The organism is Scytonema millei VB511283, from assembly GCF_000817735.3.
GTDB lineage: Bacteria > Cyanobacteriota > Cyanobacteriia > Cyanobacteriales > Chroococcidiopsidaceae > Chroococcidiopsis > Chroococcidiopsis millei_B.
Genome location: NZ_JTJC03000001.1, coordinates 1,107,258 through 1,126,216, shown reverse-complemented (window position 1 = coordinate 1,126,216; position 18,959 = coordinate 1,107,258). Strand labels below are relative to the sequence as shown.

Annotated in this window: 19 protein-coding genes; 12 read left to right on the top strand and 7 right to left on the bottom strand. The window is 45.2% G+C overall.

Going from position 1 to position 18,959, the window contains the following annotated elements; translation table 11 throughout:
- Positions 1-84: 84 nt before the first annotated feature.
- Both QH73_RS05085 and mrdA read right to left on the bottom strand, forming a co-directional pair.
- Positions 85-273, bottom strand: coding sequence for a tetratricopeptide repeat protein (locus QH73_RS05085; RefSeq protein WP_039717422.1), 189 nt, complete (start codon positions 271-273; stop codon positions 85-87).
- Positions 274-761: 488 nt separating this feature from the next.
- The gene (gene mrdA / locus QH73_RS05080) at positions 762-2,561 is read right to left on the bottom strand and encodes a penicillin-binding protein 2 (protein WP_039715484.1); all 1,800 of its coding nucleotides are present in this window, start codon (positions 2,559-2,561) and stop codon (positions 762-764) included.
- Between the two features lie 216 nt (positions 2,562-2,777).
- Between mrdA and QH73_RS05075 the strand changes: the two genes are divergently transcribed.
- From QH73_RS05075 to QH73_RS05045, 7 genes are all read left to right on the top strand, one after another.
- A complete protein-coding gene (locus QH73_RS05075; RefSeq protein WP_039715483.1) occupies positions 2,778-3,923 on the top strand; it encodes an ABC transporter ATP-binding protein in 1,146 nt (381 codons plus the stop codon).
- On the top strand, positions 3,920-5,041 hold the full coding sequence (locus tag QH73_RS05070; protein WP_052290025.1) for a polyamine ABC transporter substrate-binding protein: 1,122 nt from the start codon (positions 3,920-3,922) through the stop codon (positions 5,039-5,041). The genes QH73_RS05075 and QH73_RS05070 overlap by 4 nt, the downstream gene beginning before the upstream one ends.
- Before the next feature lie 138 nt (positions 5,042-5,179).
- Entirely contained in the window at positions 5,180-6,115 is a 936-nt protein-coding gene (locus QH73_RS05065; RefSeq protein WP_132866655.1) for an ABC transporter permease, read from the top strand.
- A 199-nt stretch (positions 6,116-6,314) separates the two neighbouring features.
- A complete protein-coding gene (locus QH73_RS05060) occupies positions 6,315-8,636 on the top strand; it encodes a penicillin-binding protein 1C (RefSeq protein ID WP_309476450.1) in 2,322 nt (773 codons plus the stop codon).
- 134 nt (positions 8,637-8,770) lie between these two features.
- Positions 8,771-9,634 carry a class I SAM-dependent methyltransferase gene (locus QH73_RS05055; protein ID WP_132866653.1) on the top strand — a complete coding sequence of 288 codons (864 nt, stop codon included), beginning with the start codon at positions 8,771-8,773 and terminating at the stop codon, positions 9,632-9,634.
- 99 nt (positions 9,635-9,733) lie between these two features.
- Complete coding sequence (locus tag QH73_RS05050; RefSeq protein ID WP_039715481.1) at positions 9,734-10,000, top strand: UPF0175 family protein; 267 nt, start codon at positions 9,734-9,736, stop codon at positions 9,998-10,000.
- Entirely contained in the window at positions 9,997-10,467 is a 471-nt protein-coding gene (locus QH73_RS05045; RefSeq protein WP_039715480.1) for a PIN domain-containing protein, read from the top strand. The genes QH73_RS05050 and QH73_RS05045 overlap by 4 nt, the downstream gene beginning before the upstream one ends.
- 12 nt (positions 10,468-10,479) lie before the next feature.
- On the opposite strand, the gene QH73_RS05040 is transcribed toward QH73_RS05045, so the two are convergent.
- The 3 genes from QH73_RS05040 to QH73_RS05030 all read right to left on the bottom strand — a co-directional run bounded on the left by QH73_RS05040 (position 10,480) and on the right by QH73_RS05030 (position 12,329).
- Positions 10,480-10,704, bottom strand: coding sequence for a type II toxin-antitoxin system Phd/YefM family antitoxin (locus QH73_RS05040; RefSeq protein ID WP_236146883.1), 225 nt, complete (start codon positions 10,702-10,704; stop codon positions 10,480-10,482).
- 236 nt (positions 10,705-10,940) lie between these two features.
- On the bottom strand, positions 10,941-11,402 hold the full coding sequence (locus tag QH73_RS05035; RefSeq protein ID WP_236146882.1) for a GNAT family N-acetyltransferase: 462 nt from the start codon (positions 11,400-11,402) through the stop codon (positions 10,941-10,943).
- Between the two features lie 69 nt (positions 11,403-11,471).
- Complete coding sequence (locus tag QH73_RS05030; RefSeq protein ID WP_039715478.1) at positions 11,472-12,329, bottom strand: M15 family metallopeptidase; 858 nt, start codon at positions 12,327-12,329, stop codon at positions 11,472-11,474.
- Between the two features lie 158 nt (positions 12,330-12,487).
- Here QH73_RS05030 and QH73_RS05025 point away from each other — a divergent pair, with 158 nt between their 5' ends.
- On the top strand, positions 12,488-13,501 hold the full coding sequence (locus QH73_RS05025; RefSeq protein WP_039715477.1) for an AEC family transporter: 1,014 nt from the start codon (positions 12,488-12,490) through the stop codon (positions 13,499-13,501).
- A 95-nt stretch (positions 13,502-13,596) separates the two neighbouring features.
- Here QH73_RS05025 and QH73_RS05020 read toward each other — a convergent pair whose 3' ends face one another.
- Entirely contained in the window at positions 13,597-14,472 is an 876-nt protein-coding gene (locus QH73_RS05020) for a helix-turn-helix domain-containing protein (RefSeq protein WP_052290257.1), read from the bottom strand.
- Between the two features lie 167 nt (positions 14,473-14,639).
- Here QH73_RS05020 and QH73_RS05015 point away from each other — a divergent pair, with 167 nt between their 5' ends.
- A complete protein-coding gene (locus QH73_RS05015) occupies positions 14,640-14,912 on the top strand; it encodes a hypothetical protein (protein ID WP_132866651.1) in 273 nt (90 codons plus the stop codon).
- A 105-nt stretch (positions 14,913-15,017) separates the two neighbouring features.
- Positions 15,018-16,418 carry an MATE family efflux transporter gene (locus QH73_RS05010; RefSeq protein WP_039715475.1) on the top strand — a complete coding sequence of 467 codons (1,401 nt, stop codon included), beginning with the start codon at positions 15,018-15,020 and terminating at the stop codon, positions 16,416-16,418.
- A 20-nt stretch (positions 16,419-16,438) separates the two neighbouring features.
- Here QH73_RS05010 and QH73_RS05005 read toward each other — a convergent pair whose 3' ends face one another.
- Positions 16,439-16,963 carry a phosphoribosyltransferase gene (locus QH73_RS05005; RefSeq protein WP_039715474.1) on the bottom strand — a complete coding sequence of 175 codons (525 nt, stop codon included), beginning with the start codon at positions 16,961-16,963 and terminating at the stop codon, positions 16,439-16,441.
- Positions 16,964-17,031: 68 nt separating this feature from the next.
- On the opposite strand from QH73_RS05005, the gene QH73_RS05000 reads away from it, so the two are divergent.
- The gene (locus QH73_RS05000) at positions 17,032-18,486 is read left to right on the top strand and encodes an MFS transporter (protein WP_039715473.1); all 1,455 of its coding nucleotides are present in this window, start codon (positions 17,032-17,034) and stop codon (positions 18,484-18,486) included.
- Between the two features lie 76 nt (positions 18,487-18,562).
- Complete coding sequence (locus QH73_RS04995) at positions 18,563-18,910, top strand: 4a-hydroxytetrahydrobiopterin dehydratase (RefSeq protein WP_039715472.1); 348 nt, start codon at positions 18,563-18,565, stop codon at positions 18,908-18,910.
- The last annotated feature ends 49 nt before the right edge of the window (positions 18,911-18,959 follow it).

The following is an 18,959-nucleotide window of genomic DNA, read 5'->3' as shown; positions in this document are numbered from 1 at the left end:
CAAACCTCCGAGACTTTTATCTACCTTGCCATGATCCGTATCATGGTTAGGCGGCTGGCATAAAATCTCACCCTTCAAAACTTTTCAAACATCCTCTAAAGCAGTAGGATTGTCTTCATGAATTGTTATAGCTCGATTTAGGTAATTCAATGCTTCTGTATATTTACCTAAATTGGCTAATTGAGTCCCCTTTTGCTGCCAAATCTTAGCAACTTCAACAGCAGATGGAAATTCCTCAATCGAGGTCAAATTGTTATTAGTCGTTGCGGTCATAAAAGTTGTTTAGTAAATGCGGGTTTGAAGTTTTTAACAAAACAGTAAGTACTTACATTTGCATCTCAAGGTTCGGTTCAAACAGCAAAAAAGTGCTTTTCGTCACATAAAATCAACATATTTCATTTTTTCTCTGTCAAGTTTAGAGAAAATACTGAAACTATTGTGAAACTTTGTTAAAGAGCGATCGCAACTATGACTTATCCAACGCCTGAGTGGAACTCATATATTCAACATTCACAGTAACACTGCGTTCATTTCAAAAAGAATTTTAACTTGTGTATTGAGATTTTTAGCATAAATCGTTTCGATACTTAAGAAAGCTTTATCTAAATGGCTGAAAGCTAACTCTCGAATCTCTCGCGATTAGCAGAAACATCCAAAGCGCATAACCAAAAAAGCCAAACTTGTCTGTACGTAAACGTACAAACCCTGAGTAATTCATTCCGACCGCCGACTCCCCTACGGGTGGGTTTCCAAACTCGCCCCTACCGACTTACAACTTCTCCCTTTGCTTTCTGTCCGTGAAAATAAGCTTCCATAACCTTCAACACCATTGGGGCGCAAAGCTTTCCACCGCCACCACCAGAGTGTTCGGCAAACGCTACGACCACAATTTCTGGTTTATTGTATGGGGCGTAACCGCCAAACCAAGTGTGAGATTTCTTCTTATAAGTCTCCGCCGTACCGCTTTTACCAGCAGCGGGGGGAATGGTAGGAGAATTCAATGCCCTACCCGTCCCGCTAGCTACGACTTGTCGCAATCCCTGACGGACGGTTTGCACGGTGCTTGGTTTGATATTTAAAGACTCCCGCCATTTCTTCGCTTCCTCGTTATCTCGCAGTAAGTGCGGTTTGATCCGGTAGCCACCACTAGCAGGAACGGCGAACATCACAGCAACTTGCAAGGGAGAAACTTGCAAAAATCCTTGACCGATGGACATGTTTACCGTGTCCCCTACCTTCCAAGGTAAGTCATAGTTGGCTCGCTTCCATTTATCATCCGCAACTAAACCTTTAGCCTCTTCCGGTGCGAGTTCGATTCCCGTTTTGCGCCCAAAGCCAAACTTTCGCGTCCATTCAATCAGAGTCGGTCCGCCAATTCCCCGACCGATTTGATAGAAAAATGTATCGCTACTCCAAGCCAACGCCCCAGGAAAATCGAGTACGCCAAATCCGGCAAGATTCCAATCGCAGAATCTCGTACCACCGATGTTCATGCAACCGTAAGTCTGCAATCGCGTTTTAGGCGAAAATTTCCCCGACTCCAAGCCAGCTGTAGCGGTGATGATTTTGTACGTACTGGCAGGGGGAAAGCCTCTTAAGGCACGGTTGACAAAGGGGTGGTCTTTCTTTTGCAGGCTGCGCCATACGGCGGGGGTGATGCGTTTAGAAAATACGTTGGGGTCGAAGGTAGGACGACTCACCATTGCCAAAACCCCGCCAGTACGGGGGTCGAGGGCGACAATTGCCCCTTGGCGATCGCCCAAAGTTTTTTCGGCGGCTTTTTGTAACTCTAGATCGATCGTTAAATGAATGTTCTGACCCGACCTTGCCTTCTTCTCGCCTAAATATCGTAAAACCCTGCCTTTCCCATCAACTTCTACCTGTTGTCCGCCCCATTCACCCCGCAGTTGCTTCTCAAAGGCTGCTTCTACTCCCATTTGTCCGATGACATCTCCGAGGCGATAGCCTTCTTTACGTTTCTCAGCTAATGTATCGTCATTCATCTCGCCTGTATAACCGAGAATGTGGGCGGCGATTTGACCGTTGGGATAACTGCGAATCGGTTCGATGTAAACTTCTACATCTTTTAATTGATTTTTGTATTCTGCCAAAGCCGTAATTTGAGCGGGGTTAATATCTCGTGCCATGCGAATTAGGCTAGGAGAATTTACCCCGGCTTTATCCATGCGTTGTTGAATTTCGGCGGCTGGCATTTGTAAAATTTGGGCAAGCCGTTGTTTAGTACTGTCCCATTCCGGTTTTTTGGGAGCCATAGGCCAAATGTAAACGGAATGAGACAGACGACTAGTTGCTAAAATTCTGCCTTTGCGATCGAAGATACTACCCCGTTCTGGCTGTTTGGGAATCAAGCGAATGCGGTTATTGTCTGCCAACTGACGATTGCGAGTCCCTTCAATCAGCTGTAAATATGCCAGCCGACTGCCAATCCCACCAAACAAGGCAAGAGTAATCCCTAGCATTAACACTACGGCTTGGAAACTACGCCCGACAGTGCGGGTGGTTTTCGTTTTACTGCCATAGGCGGGGTAAATGATTTTCATGGGGTGGGATTGACGATATTGGCGCGGTAGCATTTAAAATCTAAGTTACCCACAACTGAGGCGATCGCGCTCAGATAAAGCAGCATTTACCCATCAATTTTAATCAATTGGAGTGAGCGTTCGCTCAGCTAATAGCAGGAACAAGTAAATTTATTGGCAGTTCGACAAAATACCGTGCAGACTGGAAGATAAAATATATTACCTGGGACAATACGGATGACGGCTCGAACTGCAACACGGTATACAGGGGGAAAAGTCGGTGCATCGCTGCTAGATGTTGAGCTGCAAAACGTCTATAAGTTTTTTCATCAAGAATTGGCTGTAAACGGGATCGACCTGAATATTCGACGAGGAGAATTTTTCAGTATTCTCGGTCCCTCTGGTTGTGGCAAAACAACAACGTTACGTTTAATTGCTGGATTTGAACGAGCGGACGCGGGAAAGATATTGATTCAGGGTGAACAGATGAATCGCGTTCCGCCCTATCGCCGCCCCGTCAACACTGTGTTTCAAAGCTATGCTTTGTTTAACCACTTAAATGTGTGGGAGAACATTGCTTTTGGGTTGCGGTTGCAAAAACTCTCGCGGGTGGAACTGAATAGTCGCGTGGAAGCCGCACTGAGGTTAGTCAAAATGGAGACGATGCGATCGCGCTTTCCCGTACAACTCTCAGGCGGACAGCAGCAGCGAGTTGCTTTGGCAAGGGCATTAGTCAATCGTCCGGCAGTCGTGTTGTTAGATGAGCCTTTAGCCGCACTCGACTTGAAACTACGTCAGGAAATGCAGGTAGAATTATCCAATCTGCATCAAAATTTGGGCGTGACATTTATCTTTGTCACCCACGACCAAAAAGAAGCCCTGTCTTTATCAGACCGCATTGCCGTGATGCATCGTGGCAAGGTCGAACAAATTGGTTCTCCCAAGGAAATCTACGAACATCCGAGTACGGCATTTGTAGCTGATTTTATCGGTGATACTAACTTATTAGCCGGGAAAATCGCGCATAGCGATCGCTCGACTCTCCAGGTTGATAGCAACAAGGGATTAAAAATTGTCGTGCAAAGATACGACTATACAGAACCAACCGCAACGTCTGCACCAGTTACGATCAGCGTGCGCCCAGAAAAAATTGAGTTGAGCTTGGAACGTCCTACTATTCGTACGAATTGTTTTGCTGGTAAACTCCTACACGTTATGTACCTGGGAACCCACGTTCACTACTTAGTAGAATTAGACTCGGGCGATCGCATTAAAGTCTTACAACCAAATGCAGGCAACACCTTATCAGACACTGATATACCGATCTACGTTCGTTGGGCGACTCGTGACTGTATAGCTTTAAAAGCCAGTGGAAGCGAATGAACACAAACCATCAGCCAGTACAAAGATTTTCGCGATCGAGACGCAGATTTATTCACACCTCAGTAGCCGCAATTTCTGGACTTGCCCTCACCCGTTGTGGCTGGAGACAGGGAGGAGTCCAACGGACAGCACCACCAGCAAGTCCAACAGACAAGTTATTTGTCTATACCTGGTCGCAGTATACGGATGACGAGCTGATTAAAAACTTTACCTCTCAGTTCAAAGTACCAGTCGTTGCAGACATCTACGAATCAAACGAAGCAATGCTGGCAAAGTTGCAAGCAGGAGGAGGAGGAAATTACAGCGTCATCTATCCTAGCGATTATATGGTAAGGCGAATGATAGAAAGGGGAATGCTCCACGAACTCGACCGTTCGCGCCTCCAAGGTTTAGACCGACTTGCCCCCCAATTTCAAAATCCGACTTACGATCCGCAAAATCGTCACAGTATTCCCATGAGTTGGGGAACAACTGGATTTGTTTACAATACCCAGCAGTTGAAGGAACCACCTACAGATTGGGAATATTTGTGGAAAAATAGTCGGCAATTGTCGGGACGCATGACTTTAATTGATGACGTGCGGGAAGTCATGGGCGCAACTTTGCGAATGTTGGGTTATTCCTACAACTCTAAAGATGAGCCGCAAGTTAAGCAGGCTTACGAGAAGTTACGAGAACTCAAACCCAGTATTGCTGCATTTGATACCGATGCTTGGCGCAGTCAAATCCTCGCTGGGGATTTAGTGTTAGCGATGGCATATTCCACTGATGGAATTAAAATTTCTCAAGAAAACCCCAATCTCAGATATATCATTCCCGCCAGTGGCACGTCTTTGTGGACGGATACGATCGCCATTCCCAAAACCGCACCCAATCTCGATGCTGCATATGCTTGGCTCAATTACAACTTGGAACCTACGGTAGCAGCAGAAATTTGCCAGCGACAAACTGTAGCCATTCCCAATCAAGTTGCATTAGAACAGTTACCAACTCAGTTGCGCCAAGATCCGAATTTGTTTCCTCCAGAATCGGTCTTAAATAAATGCGAACGTATTTCCCCCTTGGGAGATTTTGATGCAGTTTACGATCGCTACTGGACGCAACTAACGAGTAGCTAGGGGATCGGAAGTTAGGAAAGTATGAAGGAAAAAGGAGAAAGGAAAAAGGATGAAGTATGAATGATTGGTTGGTAATTGGTAGTTGTTAGATCTCATTTCTAACCCCTACTCCCTACTCCCTACTCCCTTCTACAAACTGTGCCTGCAAAAAAGTCACCGCTTCAACTCGATGCAACGTCAAGTCAGGATGCCGACGAACCACCGCTACCACCGAAACATCCTCGTTGGTGGAATTGGCTAGAACCAACAATATTTCTAACCCCGGCTGGAATTTGGTTGATATTGTTATTGGTACTACCAACACTGATTATTTTTGAGTTGAGTTTAGTGCCGGGGTTTCGCCCGGGAAATATTGTCAATCCTAGTGGTATAGATAACTATATTCAGGTATTTCAACCCCTGTATATGGGAGTGATGGGGCGATCGCTATTTTTAGCTAGCTTTAGTACTATTATTTGCTTGTTACTAGGATTTCCCGTCGCCTACTGGATTGCTTTGTTGGCTCCCCAACGCTGGCGGACTCTACTTTTATTGGGTTTTGTCTTACCCCTGTGGACATCTTCGTTACTGCGTTCCTATGCCTGGATTACGATTTTGCGTCCTACAGGCGTGCTGAACTCTTTGCTCAACAGTGTTGGTTTACCCAGCCTCCAGATTCACAATAGCAGTACGGCAGTTTTGATTGGCTTGAGTTACAATTTACTGCCTTATATGGTCTTGATTCTCTACGCCTCCCTTGAAAGATTAGACCGCAGATTGCTAGAAGCAGCCGCGGATTTAGGAGCAAATCCCGCTGAAACCTTTTGGAAGGTAACTGTCCCCCAAACTTTACCAGGAATTGCCGCAGGTTCGCTGTTAGTTTTCATTACGGCAATTGGAGATTTCATTGCTCCAGAGTTACTCGGTGGTGCATCCAGTATGACGATCGCCAGGTTAATTTACAATCAGTTTTTAGGCACAACCCAGAACTGGGGATTTGGTTCGGCGTTAAGTATGGTGTTGGTACTAGCTGTGAGTATTGCGATCGCGCTATTAATTAAATACGGCGGGAATAATTCAGTGACTAGTGACTAGTGGCTAATGACTAGTTATCAGTGGTAGTTGGTGGTTGGTGGTTGGTAGTTGGTAGTTGGTCATTACCATCTCTCCCTCAGTTCCCGATCGCTCCCTCAGCTCTCTTCACCTCTTGTCTCCCTTGTCTCCCCTGCTCCCTGCTCCCTGCTCCCTGCTCCCTTCTAACTCCCGCCTCCCCTGGAGGAAGGGAATTTTTGTTTTGATACTACTATGTCTAGTTATCCGTGGCTTGCCTTATCTCGCTCCGATTTATGCCAAAAATATCGTACAGGATGGGCAGGCAATTGAATTTAGCGATCGCCACGGGTTGCCTTTGGGAACTTTACTGACTCGCGATCGCGATCGTACTGTAGCCATACCGTTAAATGCAGTTTCGCCCCAGTTTATTCAAGCAATTTTAGCAGCAGAAGACGGTCAATTCTATCATCACGGAGCGTTGGATTTAAAGGCAATTGGACGGGCGATCGTCACTTCTATTCAAGCTAGAAGAATTGTCAGCGGCGCATCGACAATTACTATGCAACTAGCACGGATGCTAGAATCCTCACCGCGCAACCTCTGGGGGAAAGTTCGAGAAGTTTGGCTGTCTTGGCGGCTAGCCGCAGGCATGAGCAAAGATGAGATTTTGCAAGCTTACGTCAACCGCTTGCCGATGGGTGGCAATATTTACGGTATAGAAGCAGCTGCGCGAATATATCTGGGAATGCCTGCATCCGAACTGAATCTAGCACAAGCAAGTCTGCTAGCAGCCATCCCCAACAATCCGGTGTACCTCAATCCTTACGATGGTTGGGAAAAGTTGAAACGGCGACAGGCATACGTCCTCGATCGCATGGTTCAAGATAAACATATTACCCGTGCTGAGGCAGAAAAAGCCAATACAGAAGCAATTACGCTCCAGTCGCGACGGCAAGGAATTATTGCCGCACCCCATTTTCTATTTTGGGCAGCTAGTCAACTTCCCAAACAACATCCATCCCAAATTCGGACGACTATAGATCGTCCCTTGCAGCAGTTTGTAGAAGCACAAGTCCAGCAAATCGTGCGCAATCTTGCATCACACAACGTCCACCACGCTGCTGCTTTAGTTATTGACAATCATTCTGGTGCAGTTTTAGCGTATGTTGGCTCTCCCGATTACTTTGCCGATGCCGAATTGGGGCGTAACGACGGCGTGCAAGCACTTCGACAGCCTGGATCGACTCTAAAACCCTTTTTGTACCAACTAGCCTTAGAACAGCGCTTAATTCGTCCAAATACCGTATTAGCAGACGTACCTACCCACTATGCTATTCCTGGGGCGCGGCTTTACAGCCCTACAGATTACAGCGAAACCTTTCAAGGACCCGTGCGCGTCCGCGTTGCCTTAGCGAATTCTCTTAACGTTCCCGCCGTGCGAGTCTTAGAGCGAGTTGGTGTAGAAAATTTCTTACAACGCTTGCATCAACTTGGTTTCGAGCATTTAAACCAGTCTCCAGAATATTACGGACTCGGCTTAACTCTCGGTAGCGGTGAAGTCAGTCTGTGGGAATTAGCTCGCGCTTATGCAACTATGGCAAGGCAGGGGAATTTGGAATTCGGAATTCGGAATTCGGAATTCGGAATTTGGGCAGAGGGGGACAAGGAGGACAATTCAAAATTCAAAATTCAAAATTCAAAATTGGTTCGCGCACCCCACACCCCACAACGCCAGTTGCTACAACGGGGGACACCCCCGCAACGCACCGACCTCCCGCATCGCACTGACTCCCCTACACCCTACTCCCTTTCTTCACTGGTCACTGATAACTGGTCACTGATAACTGACATATTAAGCGATCGCCATGCCCGGGCTAAGTCTTTTGGTGTGGACTCGGTGCTGAATTTACCATTTCCGGCTGCGGTGAAAACGGGGACTTCTTCTAATTTTCGCGATACCTGGACGGTAGGATTTACGAGTGATTATACTGTGGCAACTTGGGTAGGTAATTTTGACGGCGAACCGATGCGTCAGGTATCTGGGGTGATGGGTGCGGCTCCTTTGTGGAATCGGATTATGTTGCACTTGCACGAAGATCGAGAGCCTGCGGCTTTTCCTGCTCCATCTGGTTTGGTTTTACGTCCGGTCTGTGCTTTGTCGGGATTGAAACCTACGCCTGCTTGTCCAACGGTGGTACAGGAATATTTTTATCCAGAAGATTTAGACGATTACGATCGCTACCCCGATACTTTCTATCAACTGGTAACTTCTCCTACAGCAAAAGAGCCACTATATCGTCTTAACTTACCTAGAGAGTATGATGAATGGTTGGCAACCCAAGGGCGATCGCCTGGAGTTACGAGCGGACTGAAAATTGTCTCTCCTACCAACGGTGCTTTGTTTCTCCTCTACCCTAGTCATGGGGCGAGTGACAGCCAGCAAAAGCTTGAATTTAAACTCGCTGCCAAGTCAGATAAACCTGTAGAATGGTGGCTTAACGGTCAGAAATTAGCAACGCAGACATCTGATGCTTTCTTCTGGGAGCTGCGTCCTGGGAACTAGACTGTGGAGGCTAGAAGTGATGGGACGAGCGATCGCGTCAGTTTTCAGGTACAGTTAGCACAAAGTAGACCTACACGCCGAGGTTTTTCTATTGGTCGTGCGATCGAAAATTAATCAGAGTTACAGAGGTGAAAATGTCAGATTCTACATACATCTTTGCTAATTCTCAGCCTTTGACTCAAGTTGAATCCGAAGAAGATGAATTGACAGAAACCGAGCTGAAAGAATTGGCAAGACTCCAAGCAATCGAACGAGTCTTCGATCCAGCCAGCCGTCAGCGAATTCAAGCAACAGGTATTGCTGCAAATTGGCGCTGTCTTGAAGTTGGTGCAGGAGCAGGATCGATCGCCCGATGGATGGCAGAAATTGTTGGAGACGATGGTAAGGTTGTGGCTGTCGATTTAAATACTCGTTTTGTTGCCAAGCTCAAACGAGCGAATATAGAAGTTATAGAATCCGATATTCGTCATCTAGCGCTAGAAAGTCAATCTTTCGATTTAATTCATACTCGCTACGTGTTGATTCATGTTCCAGAATTTCAAGTTGCTCTCGCAAAAATGTTAGATTTGCTCAAACCTGGGGGATGGATTGCGATCGAAGAACCAGATTTTTCTGCTGCTAGAGCGATCGCGGGAAATGAAGCAGCTTGTCAGTCAATGAATCGGGTGAATGAGGCGATCGCCCAAATGTTTGCTAGTAGGGGTATGGATTATGCTTTTGGAATTAGATTGCCTGCAATATTTCAACAGTTGAATTTGCAAGATTTATCTGTAGAGAATGATACTCCTTTAGCTCCAGGTGGTTCGGGAATTGCTACAGTTATGAAAATGTCTGCCGAGCGATTAGCGGATAAATATATTGCTACGGGTAAAACAACGCAACAAGACATCGATCGGTATTGTCAATTTGCCGAAGATCTGCGATCGTGGGCAATTTATTATTCAACTATTGGGGTTACAGCGAGGAAAGCTGTAAGCAAGTCAAAAGTTAAAAGTTAAAAGTCAAAATTGTGTAACAGCTTATAACAATTGTCGCTTAATAAAAAGGCGCGATCGCTTACCATAGATTTGAGAGTACGGTTTCCAGCAAAAAATAGTATGCAAATTACGGTTGACATTCCTGATGAAATTGCCCAACGACTAGACCAAACATGGGGTAGTCTCTCGCGTCGGCTTCTAGAGGTCATTATTGCTGATGCTTACCGCTGTGGTAAAGTTAACACTGCTGAAGTGCGTCAAATCCTACAACTACCATCTCGTCTTGAAACTCATGCCTTTTTAAAGCGGATGGGTGTTTATCTGAATTATGACGAAGCTGAATTAGAAAAGGATCTTCAAACTCTCAAAAAATTCAGAGTGCAATGATTGTTGTCTCTGATACTTCTCCAATTTGCTATTTGTTACTGATTAACCAAATTGAAATACTGCAAACTCTGTATCGTGTTGTCACTATTCCTCAAGTTGTTGCTAGCGAACTGAGTGCATCTGCATCGCCGCCTATGGTGAAAAACTGGATTGCTCAACCTCCCAAATGGCTGCAAATACAATCAATTAAAATTCTTCAGAGTATTGAACTAACGACACTCGACCCTGGTGAACGAGCAGCAATTCTACTTGCCGAGCGATTGGAAGCTGATTTAGTAATTTTAGATGACAAGGCAGCAAGGCAAATTGCAGTGGAACGTGGATTAAAGATTGTCGGACTGTTGGGTACTATAAAAGATGCTGCTAGAAGTGGGTTACTGGATTTAGGGAGAACTTTTGAACAGTTGCAAGAAGTTGGTTTTTGGGTCGCACCAAGCCTACTAGAACGGTTGCTAACGGAAGATTAGCTTAATTTATTGCTACTTAGCTAACGGCGCATCAAAATCATCTGACATTTTTACTATCCCCTTTGCACTGCCGAATTTAGGGATTGCTTCTATCGTACCAAGCGGCACAATTTTGAAAGATTTCCCATCGCTGCGGATGATAACGACTTCTTCCCCGCCTGCCGCTTCTTCAATTAGCTCAGCTAGTCGAGTCTCGGCTTCTTTTAAGTTAATCTGGTGCATGATGGTTTTTAGCAAAACTCGATATTTTGAATATAACTTTTTAGCTAAGGTTGCAGTTTAAAGAGCGACATCACCCTTGACACAAGCGCTCAAGAGCGATCGCCTCCCAGCTACTCGTTAGCTGCCCCTATATCTAAATCAGCATAGCAACTATCCTATAAGTTCTATAAAACTTTTGACTTCAACAATAATTTTTTGAGTTTTGTTTTCGGCACTAACAAATTGTAATGTTAAAGGATGAGTCAGTGCTTTCAACTCACTGCAATTTTAGTCCACTTCATGGGTGTTGCCCATACCCCATTTTTGAAAAAGCGATCGCCACTTTGGATAAACCCGACTTTCCGATAAAAGCCTACTGCTGCATCAGATGAATTAACAGTGATTGTATCAAGATCGTTGCTGTTACGAGCAAGCAGCTCCCTACCGATTCCTTGCCTAGCAAATTCTCTTCGGACGAACAACAGCGATAGATGATTTCCTCTCCGAAATGCAATAAAACCAACAACTATTCCATTCCAGGTAGCAACCAACATTCTCTCGCTACTCAAGATTCTGTCTCTTAATTCTCCTGGGTCACAAATTTGTTTCCATTCGGTAACACTTTCTGATGTTCCGTCTGTGAGTTCCCATAAATCCGCAGAAGCCCACATGCAAGCACTAATTTGTTGTTGATCTCCAAATTCTGGTGGTCTATAGGTAACTGCGTGCATCATTATGAGCTAATAACCTTTCGGCAATATTGCTTTATATATCAACTAAGTAATATAACAGCGCAAAAACAATTAAGGTGTCTTGCGACTGAGATTTTTGGCTTTATAAAATGTTTCTAAACTATCGCGATCGCCAACAAATCTCCAGTGCCAAGGTTCGTAATTTACCCCTTGCGAGTTATTCTTGGGAAAAGACATTTCAAAGTGAAATCTCGCTGCATTTGCCTCTAACCATTTAAAGGCTTTCGTCTTCTCAAAATTAGTATTTAAATTCGTTGCTGGTGTATTGCCATCACCAATATCTACGGCGTAACCTGTATGATGTTCGCTGTAGCCAGGAGGGGCGCTGACTTCGGCACGTTTAGTTACAGATTGACCCCGTTCTGCCTGAATATCAAAATAGATATGCTGCTGATCTTTGGTAGAACGAAAACCGGAAATCGGGACTAAATTGACTCCTGAAGCTCTAGCCGCTTGTACCATCGCTTGAAACTCTTGAGCGGCGGCTTGACGTAACCTCATGGAACTTCCTGGTAGAATTGGCGCGAGTTCTGATTCGGGTGCTTCTTGATACGGTAAATGTCCTAAAAGGTTGTCTGAATTAGCGGGAGAAGGATTGTCGGCTACTGGTGTTTGTGGTGTTGCAGGGCTAGAAACAGTCGGACTAGGAGAAACAGTAGGTATAGGTTGAGTGATGTTTTGTGATGGGATAGAGGTGAAGTACCATAAACCAGCTCCTACTGCGATCGCACCTACAGCTAGCAAACCACCAATTAAATAAATCGGCTTCCCACTAGAAGCACGATTAGATGGAGTGCCAGAATTAGAAGGGGTTGCATCTCGCAAAGCCTCTGGAATATCATCGGGCGATCGACGATTTGCAGAATTTGAATGTTTTTGTCGCTTTCTCGATAAGTCAGCGTTATCCACAACTCACTCCTTACAGTTCGCCTCGCCAGCTTTAAGTTTACAACTGGCAATTGTAAACCTAAGACCGATTAACGGCTAAGTATCATTCGTTAAACTGCACTAGTCCATTATTCCCCATTCCCTACTAATTCTTTCAGAAGAATAATTTTCTTTTTGTAATGCAGCTTTTGATACTATACGCTCAACTGATTGGCTTGGTTTCATTAGGATTTTTCGCCAGCAGCAGAATACCTCAGCTCTCTCCCCATACTTTAGGACAATTTCTGTTTTGGATTGGAGTCCCGATTAGTATTATTGCCTTCTTGCGCCAAGCTGACTTATCGGGTGCTATTTGGATCGCACCTATATGCGCTTGGATAGCTATTTTACTCGGAGCGGGTTTAGCTTGGGGGTGGATTCGATTATGCGGGAATAGGGAGCAGGGAGCAGGGAGCAGCGAGCAGGGGAAGAGAGCTGAGGGAGCTGGGGAAGCTGGGGGAGAGAAGAGAGCAACTACCAACTACCCATTGCCAACTACCAACTACCAACTACCAACCCAAGGCAGTTTTCTTCTAGCAGCAATGGTAGGCAACACGGGTTATATAGGATTTCCCGTTGCTTTAGCGGTGGTGGGGACGCAGTATTTTGGCTGGACGCTGTTTTACGATCTTTTAGGATCGACTTTGGGATCTTATGGTTTAGGGGTAGTGTTAGCGGCGCGTTTTGGTAAGGGGAAAAGCGATCGCACTTCACTTATCCAAGCAATACTAGTTAATCCTGCTTTGTGGAGTATGGGGTTTGGCTTGTTATTTCGTCAAGTTCCCTTACCTGCTGTAGCAGAATCAATTTTATCGAGTTTGGGTTGGAGTGTAGTTGCTCTATCGTTAGTTCTTATCGGGATGCGCTTGCAACATCTCAAGTCTTGGCGCAATTTACCTAAAGCCGCAGTTAGTTTGACAATCAAAATGCTGATCGTTCCTTTAGTTGTGGGTAGCGTCTTGACTCTATGTGGTTTTACAGGCGCGCCTCAACTGGCGATCGTTTTACAAATGGCTATGCCTCCAGCGTTTGCTACTCTGGTAATTGCCGAAGCTTACGATCTCGATCGCGATTTGGCTGTGACGGCTTTAGCACTTGGTTCTGCAAGTCTGTTGTTGACTTTACCACTTTGGTTGTGGTTGTTTGGTGTTTAGAGTGAGTGGCTAGTGGCTAGTGGCTAGTGGCTAGATTTGCTTCCTTTTCTCCTGACTCCTTAGTTTGACTTTTAACTTTTAACTTTTGACTTTGCTCATCCGGCTCGGTAAGCTTTGGGTGTCATGCCTGTGAGTTGACGAAATTGTTGGCTGAGATGGCTGTGGCTGCTGAAGCCGGATTGTAGAGCGATTTCGACTACCGATAGGTTTGTTTGTTTTAATAACTGTTTTGCTCGTTCTACTCTTTGCTGGAGTAGGTATTGATGGGGAGAAGTGCCGAGGGATTGTTTGAATAGGCGGCTGAAATGAAACTGACTCATTCCCAGAAGGTGAGCTAAATCTGCTAGTTTAATCTCTCGATCTAGATGAGCGTTGATATATTCTGCAACTTGCAGTAATCTACGATCGCCTAATCCTCCTTCATAAAGTGCTACACGCGGTTGAGTTGTAGCATAGTCGCGGAGTAAATGCACTGTTAGCAGATTGGCTAAAGATTCGATGTAGAGGCGATTCACCCAAGCATCGTTTTGATGGAGTGCCGATCGCAACATCATTGATATCTGCTCAATTTGGGGGTTGCGTACCCGAAATTCTGGTAGAATTTCCACGCGAGCTGGATCGATTTCGATCGCTTCTTTGGCTACTTGTTGTAAGAATTGAGGTGAAATCTGAATGTGCAGGTAGCGATCTTCGCCTTCTGATTTATACGAAGAAGGGAGATGAGCGGGGGTGATGGAAATATCGCCTTTAGTATAGAGTCCTACGTAACGGCGATCGCCCATGATTTGATGTAAGCGATTGGGTTTCGTCGCCAGACATACGGCGATCGCGTGTTCTGGCAAGGCGAAATGTTCTATGCCTCCAGGGGGTTGCTGAAATTCTTCAACAACAATCGATTCCCAACCTAAATTTTGGCTCGACGCGATCGGTAATTTGGGATCGCGTATATGTGTGTGTGATGCTTTCGCCATCTGTGCTTTAGCCTTCTGCAAAACTGACCGCAAGATTTTGATAGTCGCGCAAGATTCAAATAGATCGAAGCTTTGAGTTTCCCTATTCTGTAATTGTAACGGCAAAGTTACAGTATGTAACGCCAAAATTAACTGCCCGAGTTTCAGTGAAATTTTAGGAGATTGAGATGCTGCTAAAAAAGTATGTAAATGGGGATAATTGTCAAGCAATCGATTTAGTAGAGTCGATAAAAAGTATGGCGATCGCCAATATTCTCAATCAGCTCGATCGCTCCTCAGTTGCTAGTTGGTTATTTCTCATTGGCTCGTTAATGTTTGTATTTGATGCCATATTAGAAATTTTTAAAGGTATTACTGTGTCTGCCGTTTTACATTTCTCAGCCAGCATTATATTCACAATCGGCTCAATTCTTTTCATGCCCGATCCTACCCAAAATTAATTCGACAAGTTTCTTCTGTACAACCTTATTCATCGGCTCCCTTGTACGGGCGCACAGCCGTGCGCCCCTACCGACTTCCTTCCATACAGTCTCAGATATTGCACCATGTCTTCTCACAGCGATCGCTCCAACATTCGGGCTGAAATTCAGAAATTTCTCAAACTTGCCGTTCCTTTAGTCAGCGCCCAACTTGCCCAATCTGTTACGGGTTTTGCCGATACGGTAGTCATGGGTAGGTTGGGACAAGAAACTCTAGCCGCAGGTGGATTAGCCTCCATCACGTTTATGACGCTGTTAAATACCGCAACTAGCATAGTGGTGGGAGTCAGCCCCCTCCTAGCCGCAGCGCATGGCGCAGGTGATAAATCGCGAGTCACGCAGGTAACGCGCCAGGGATTGTGGATATCTGTGGTTCTAGCAATTGCTCTGATGCCAATTGTCGGACATTTGGACGCACTGATGCTTCAGCTCGGACAAACCTCCAGAACGGCTTCTCTTGCAAATGAATATCTGGATGTTGCACTGTGGGGAATATTTCCAGCTTTGGGGTTTACCGTACTCAGAAGTGTCGTAGCTGGCGTATCGCAAGCACGTCCAGTCATGGTTATTGCGATCGCCTGGACGTTGTTTGATATCGCAGGTAATTATATCTTGGGTCTGGGTATGTTTGGTTTTCCGCGCCTGGGACTGGTGGGTTTGGCACTAACTAGCGCTCTCAGTTTTTGGGGTAGGTTTTTGTCTTTAGCTGTTTACATAATTTGGCACAAACAACTGAGAAATTACGGCATTTTTCAGGCATTACATCAAATTAAACCGCGTATTATTTGGGAATTGCTCTGGCTGGGTGCGCCGATTGGGATAGCGACAGCTATAGAATATGGGCTGTTTAATATTGTCACGTTCCTCATGGGTACTTTAGGAACTGAGATTTTGGCAGCACACCAAATCGTTTTACAAACTACGGTCGTTTTTTACATGGTTCCCTTGGGGATGTCATACGCGACAACAGTGCGAGTCGGTCAATGGCTCGGACAGCAAAACTTAAAAGCAGCTAAACGAGCCGGATACGTCAGTATGGTTTTGGGTGCTGGCTCAATGGCATTCATGGCGATCGCCGTGTTACTCTTTCCTCAACAGATAGTAGGATTATTTATCGATCTGCGCGACCCAGCAAATGCAAACGTTTTATCAATTGCTGTCCCGATGCTGTTTGTCGCAGCTTTAGGAGAAATTGTCGATGGAGTGCAAAGAACTGCTAATGGCGCGCTGCAAGGATTGCAAGATACTCGCGTTCCAATGTTACTAGGCTTTTTAGCTTACTGGGGAGCTGGTTTAACGAGCGGTTGTCTGCTAGGGTTCCAATTTGGCTTAGGTGGTGTAGGATTGTGGATTGGGCAATCAATTGGGCTGGCGATCGCATCTATTGCGTTTATCTGGCGGTTTCGCACATTATCTGCTCGCAAGCAATTACAATATTCTCTCTGTTCCTGTACGCCAAATTCTTAACTTGTGGGCAACATCCGCCTCTACCCGACTCCCGCCTCCTGATGCGATGCAGCTAGTTCCGCAATATTCATCTTTTCATATGGCTCAAACGGTTGGTGAATCCAGGGACTATCGGGTAGATAATCGACGTAATAATCTGGGACAAACGCAGAACAGCCTTTGTACCACAAAACAGCGGTACGAATTTCTTCAACTTCCGTAGCAAACTGCTCTTGCAACCAAGGGATAGTCTGCTGTAACGTTGCGCCAGAGTCAACCAAATCGTCAACTAAGAGGATGCGAGAACCTAATTTATCTGTTGTCATGGTTAAGTAACGAGAGACAACTAGACTACCTCTTTCTTGCTTACCTGCACCCACATAAGATGAAGTCGCTAAAATCGCTAGCGGCTGTTCGTAGATGCGGGAAATAATATCGCCAACCCGCAAGCCTCCCCGGGCGAGACAGACAATTTGATTGAATTGCCACTGCGATTGGTAAACCTGGACTGCCAACTTCTCAATTGTGCGGTGGTAGTCCGACCAAGAAACATAAAGATCTGACATAACGGGTACGGTTTAGCGCTAATACTAGATGGCAGAGTCATTTATTCTAAACTTTTACCATCTTGTTTATGCATAATTCCTCCCCTAATGGTGATTCTGAAGCAACATCTTTAAGTGACAAGTTAGACTTAAAAACCAAACTTGCCTATGGTGCAGGGGATTTGGGACCAGCAATTGCTGCTGGGATTGGCGGATTTTTTCTGCTGGTTTTTTTTACAAATGTGGCTGGCATTCCCGCAGGTTTAGCAGGCAGCATTTTGCTGATTGGTAAGATCTGGGATGCAGTCAACGACCCAATTGTCGGAGTGCTGACCGATAAAACCAAATCTCGCCGTTGGGGTCGCCGTTTACCGTGGTTATTTTATGGAGCCATTCCCTTTGGAATTTTCTTCTTCTTACAGTGGACTGTACCGCGCTTTAGTACCGAGCCTACCAGCCAAATGTGGAGCTTGTTTTGGTATTACGTAGTCATTGGGGTAGTGTCTCAAGTTTTTTATACTGTGGTCAATTTGCCTTATACGGCAATGACTCCAGAACTAACTCAAGATTATGACGAGCGGACGAGCCTGAATAGTTTTCGCTTTATTTTTTCCATTGGTGGCAGTATTTTCTCGCTGATTTTGGCACAAATTGTTTTTTCTACAATTAGCGATCGCCAACAGCAATACTTCATTCTAGCGGCAATTTGTGCAGTAATTGCAACTTTATCACTCTATTGGTGCGTTTACGGAACGCGCGATCGCGTTTTGGCATTTGAAGCCAGACGCACGGCAGTTGAAGAACCCCCAGCTCTACCAATTAAAGAACAATTCAAAATTGTTTTTACCAACAAACCTTTTTTATCTGTGATTGGAATTTACCTTTGTTCCTGGTTAGCCGTGCAGGTAGAAGCTAGTATTATTCCCTACTTTGTTGTCAACTACCTGCAACTAAAAGAAGCGCAAGTTCCTACAGTTTTAATTGCCGTACAAGGCACTGCAATTGTCATGTTGCTGGTATGGAGCTATTTAAGTAAAAAAATTGGCAAAAAAGCCGTGTATTTTATGGGAATGATTTTATGGGTAATAGCAGCGATCGGACTATATTTCTTACAACCTGGTCAATTAGGTTTGATGTTTGCTTTAGCAGTCATGACAGGCATGGGAGTATCTACAGCTTATTTAATTCCCTGGTCGATGATGCCGGATGTAATTGAATTAGACGAACTCAATACCGGACTGCGCCGCGAAGGAATTTTTTACGGTTTTATGGTGTTGTTGCAAAAATTTGGTTTAGCTTTTGGTTTGTTTTTAGTTGGGAATGCCTTACAAGCATCGGGTTTCAGAGAGGCTGCGGCGGGACAAGAATTACCAGCACAACCAGAATCAGCATTATTTGCCATTCGCCTTGCTGCTAGTGTTTTGCCTGTAATATTCCTGATTGGTGGCTTGATTCTAGCCTATTTCTATCCCATCACTCGCGAGATTCACGCTGAGATTTTATTGAAATTGAAAGAACGGAAGCAGGGTCATGGTAGTGGGTAATTGGTAATGGGTTTCAGTCTACATATCTACTCCCACTCGATAAAATTAAACTAGAGATACCAACGTAGATAGTGCTATGGAAACTCTCACACAACAAAAATGTACTGCTTGCAAGAAGGATGCACCGCGAGTCACGCCAGAGGAAGAGGCACAACTCAAACCGCAAATTCCCGATTGGCAAATTGTGGAAGTAGAAGGAATACCACATTTAACCCGTACTTACAAATTTCCCGATTTCCAAACTGCTTTGAATTTTACAAATCGCGTGGGTGAAATCGCTGAGGCGGAAGGACATCACCCCGCACTATTAACTGAGTGGGGTAAAGTCAAAGTCAGTTGGTGGACACATGCCATTTCTGGGTTGCACAAAAACGACTTTATTATGGCAGCTAAGACTGACGAGATTGCGGCTCAATTTAACTAAAAAATAATACATTGAAACAAAAAACCCCGATCGCGATCGAGGTTTTTTT

Coding starts and splice junctions, on each gene's coding strand:
- QH73_RS05085 (WP_039717422.1), bottom strand. CDS start 273: ATGACCGCAACGACTAATAACAATTTGACCTCGATTGAGGAATTTCCA.
- mrdA (WP_039715484.1), bottom strand. CDS start 2,561: ATGAAAATCATTTACCCCGCCTATGGCAGTAAAACGAAAACCACCCGC.
- QH73_RS05075 (WP_039715483.1), top strand. CDS start 2,778: ATGACGGCTCGAACTGCAACACGGTATACAGGGGGAAAAGTCGGTGCA.
- QH73_RS05070 (WP_052290025.1), top strand. CDS start 3,920: ATGAACACAAACCATCAGCCAGTACAAAGATTTTCGCGATCGAGACGC.
- QH73_RS05055 (WP_132866653.1), top strand. CDS start 8,771: ATGTCAGATTCTACATACATCTTTGCTAATTCTCAGCCTTTGACTCAA.
- QH73_RS05050 (WP_039715481.1), top strand. CDS start 9,734: ATGCAAATTACGGTTGACATTCCTGATGAAATTGCCCAACGACTAGAC.
- QH73_RS05045 (WP_039715480.1), top strand. CDS start 9,997: ATGATTGTTGTCTCTGATACTTCTCCAATTTGCTATTTGTTACTGATT.
- QH73_RS05035 (WP_236146882.1), bottom strand. CDS start 11,402: ATGATGCACGCAGTTACCTATAGACCACCAGAATTTGGAGATCAACAA.
- QH73_RS05025 (WP_039715477.1), top strand. CDS start 12,488: ATGCAGCTTTTGATACTATACGCTCAACTGATTGGCTTGGTTTCATTA.
- QH73_RS05020 (WP_052290257.1), bottom strand. CDS start 14,472: ATGGCGAAAGCATCACACACACATATACGCGATCCCAAATTACCGATC.
- QH73_RS05015 (WP_132866651.1), top strand. CDS start 14,640: ATGCTGCTAAAAAAGTATGTAAATGGGGATAATTGTCAAGCAATCGAT.
- QH73_RS05010 (WP_039715475.1), top strand. CDS start 15,018: ATGTCTTCTCACAGCGATCGCTCCAACATTCGGGCTGAAATTCAGAAA.
- QH73_RS05005 (WP_039715474.1), bottom strand. CDS start 16,963: ATGTCAGATCTTTATGTTTCTTGGTCGGACTACCACCGCACAATTGAG.
- QH73_RS05000 (WP_039715473.1), top strand. CDS start 17,032: ATGCATAATTCCTCCCCTAATGGTGATTCTGAAGCAACATCTTTAAGT.
- QH73_RS04995 (WP_039715472.1), top strand. CDS start 18,563: ATGGAAACTCTCACACAACAAAAATGTACTGCTTGCAAGAAGGATGCA.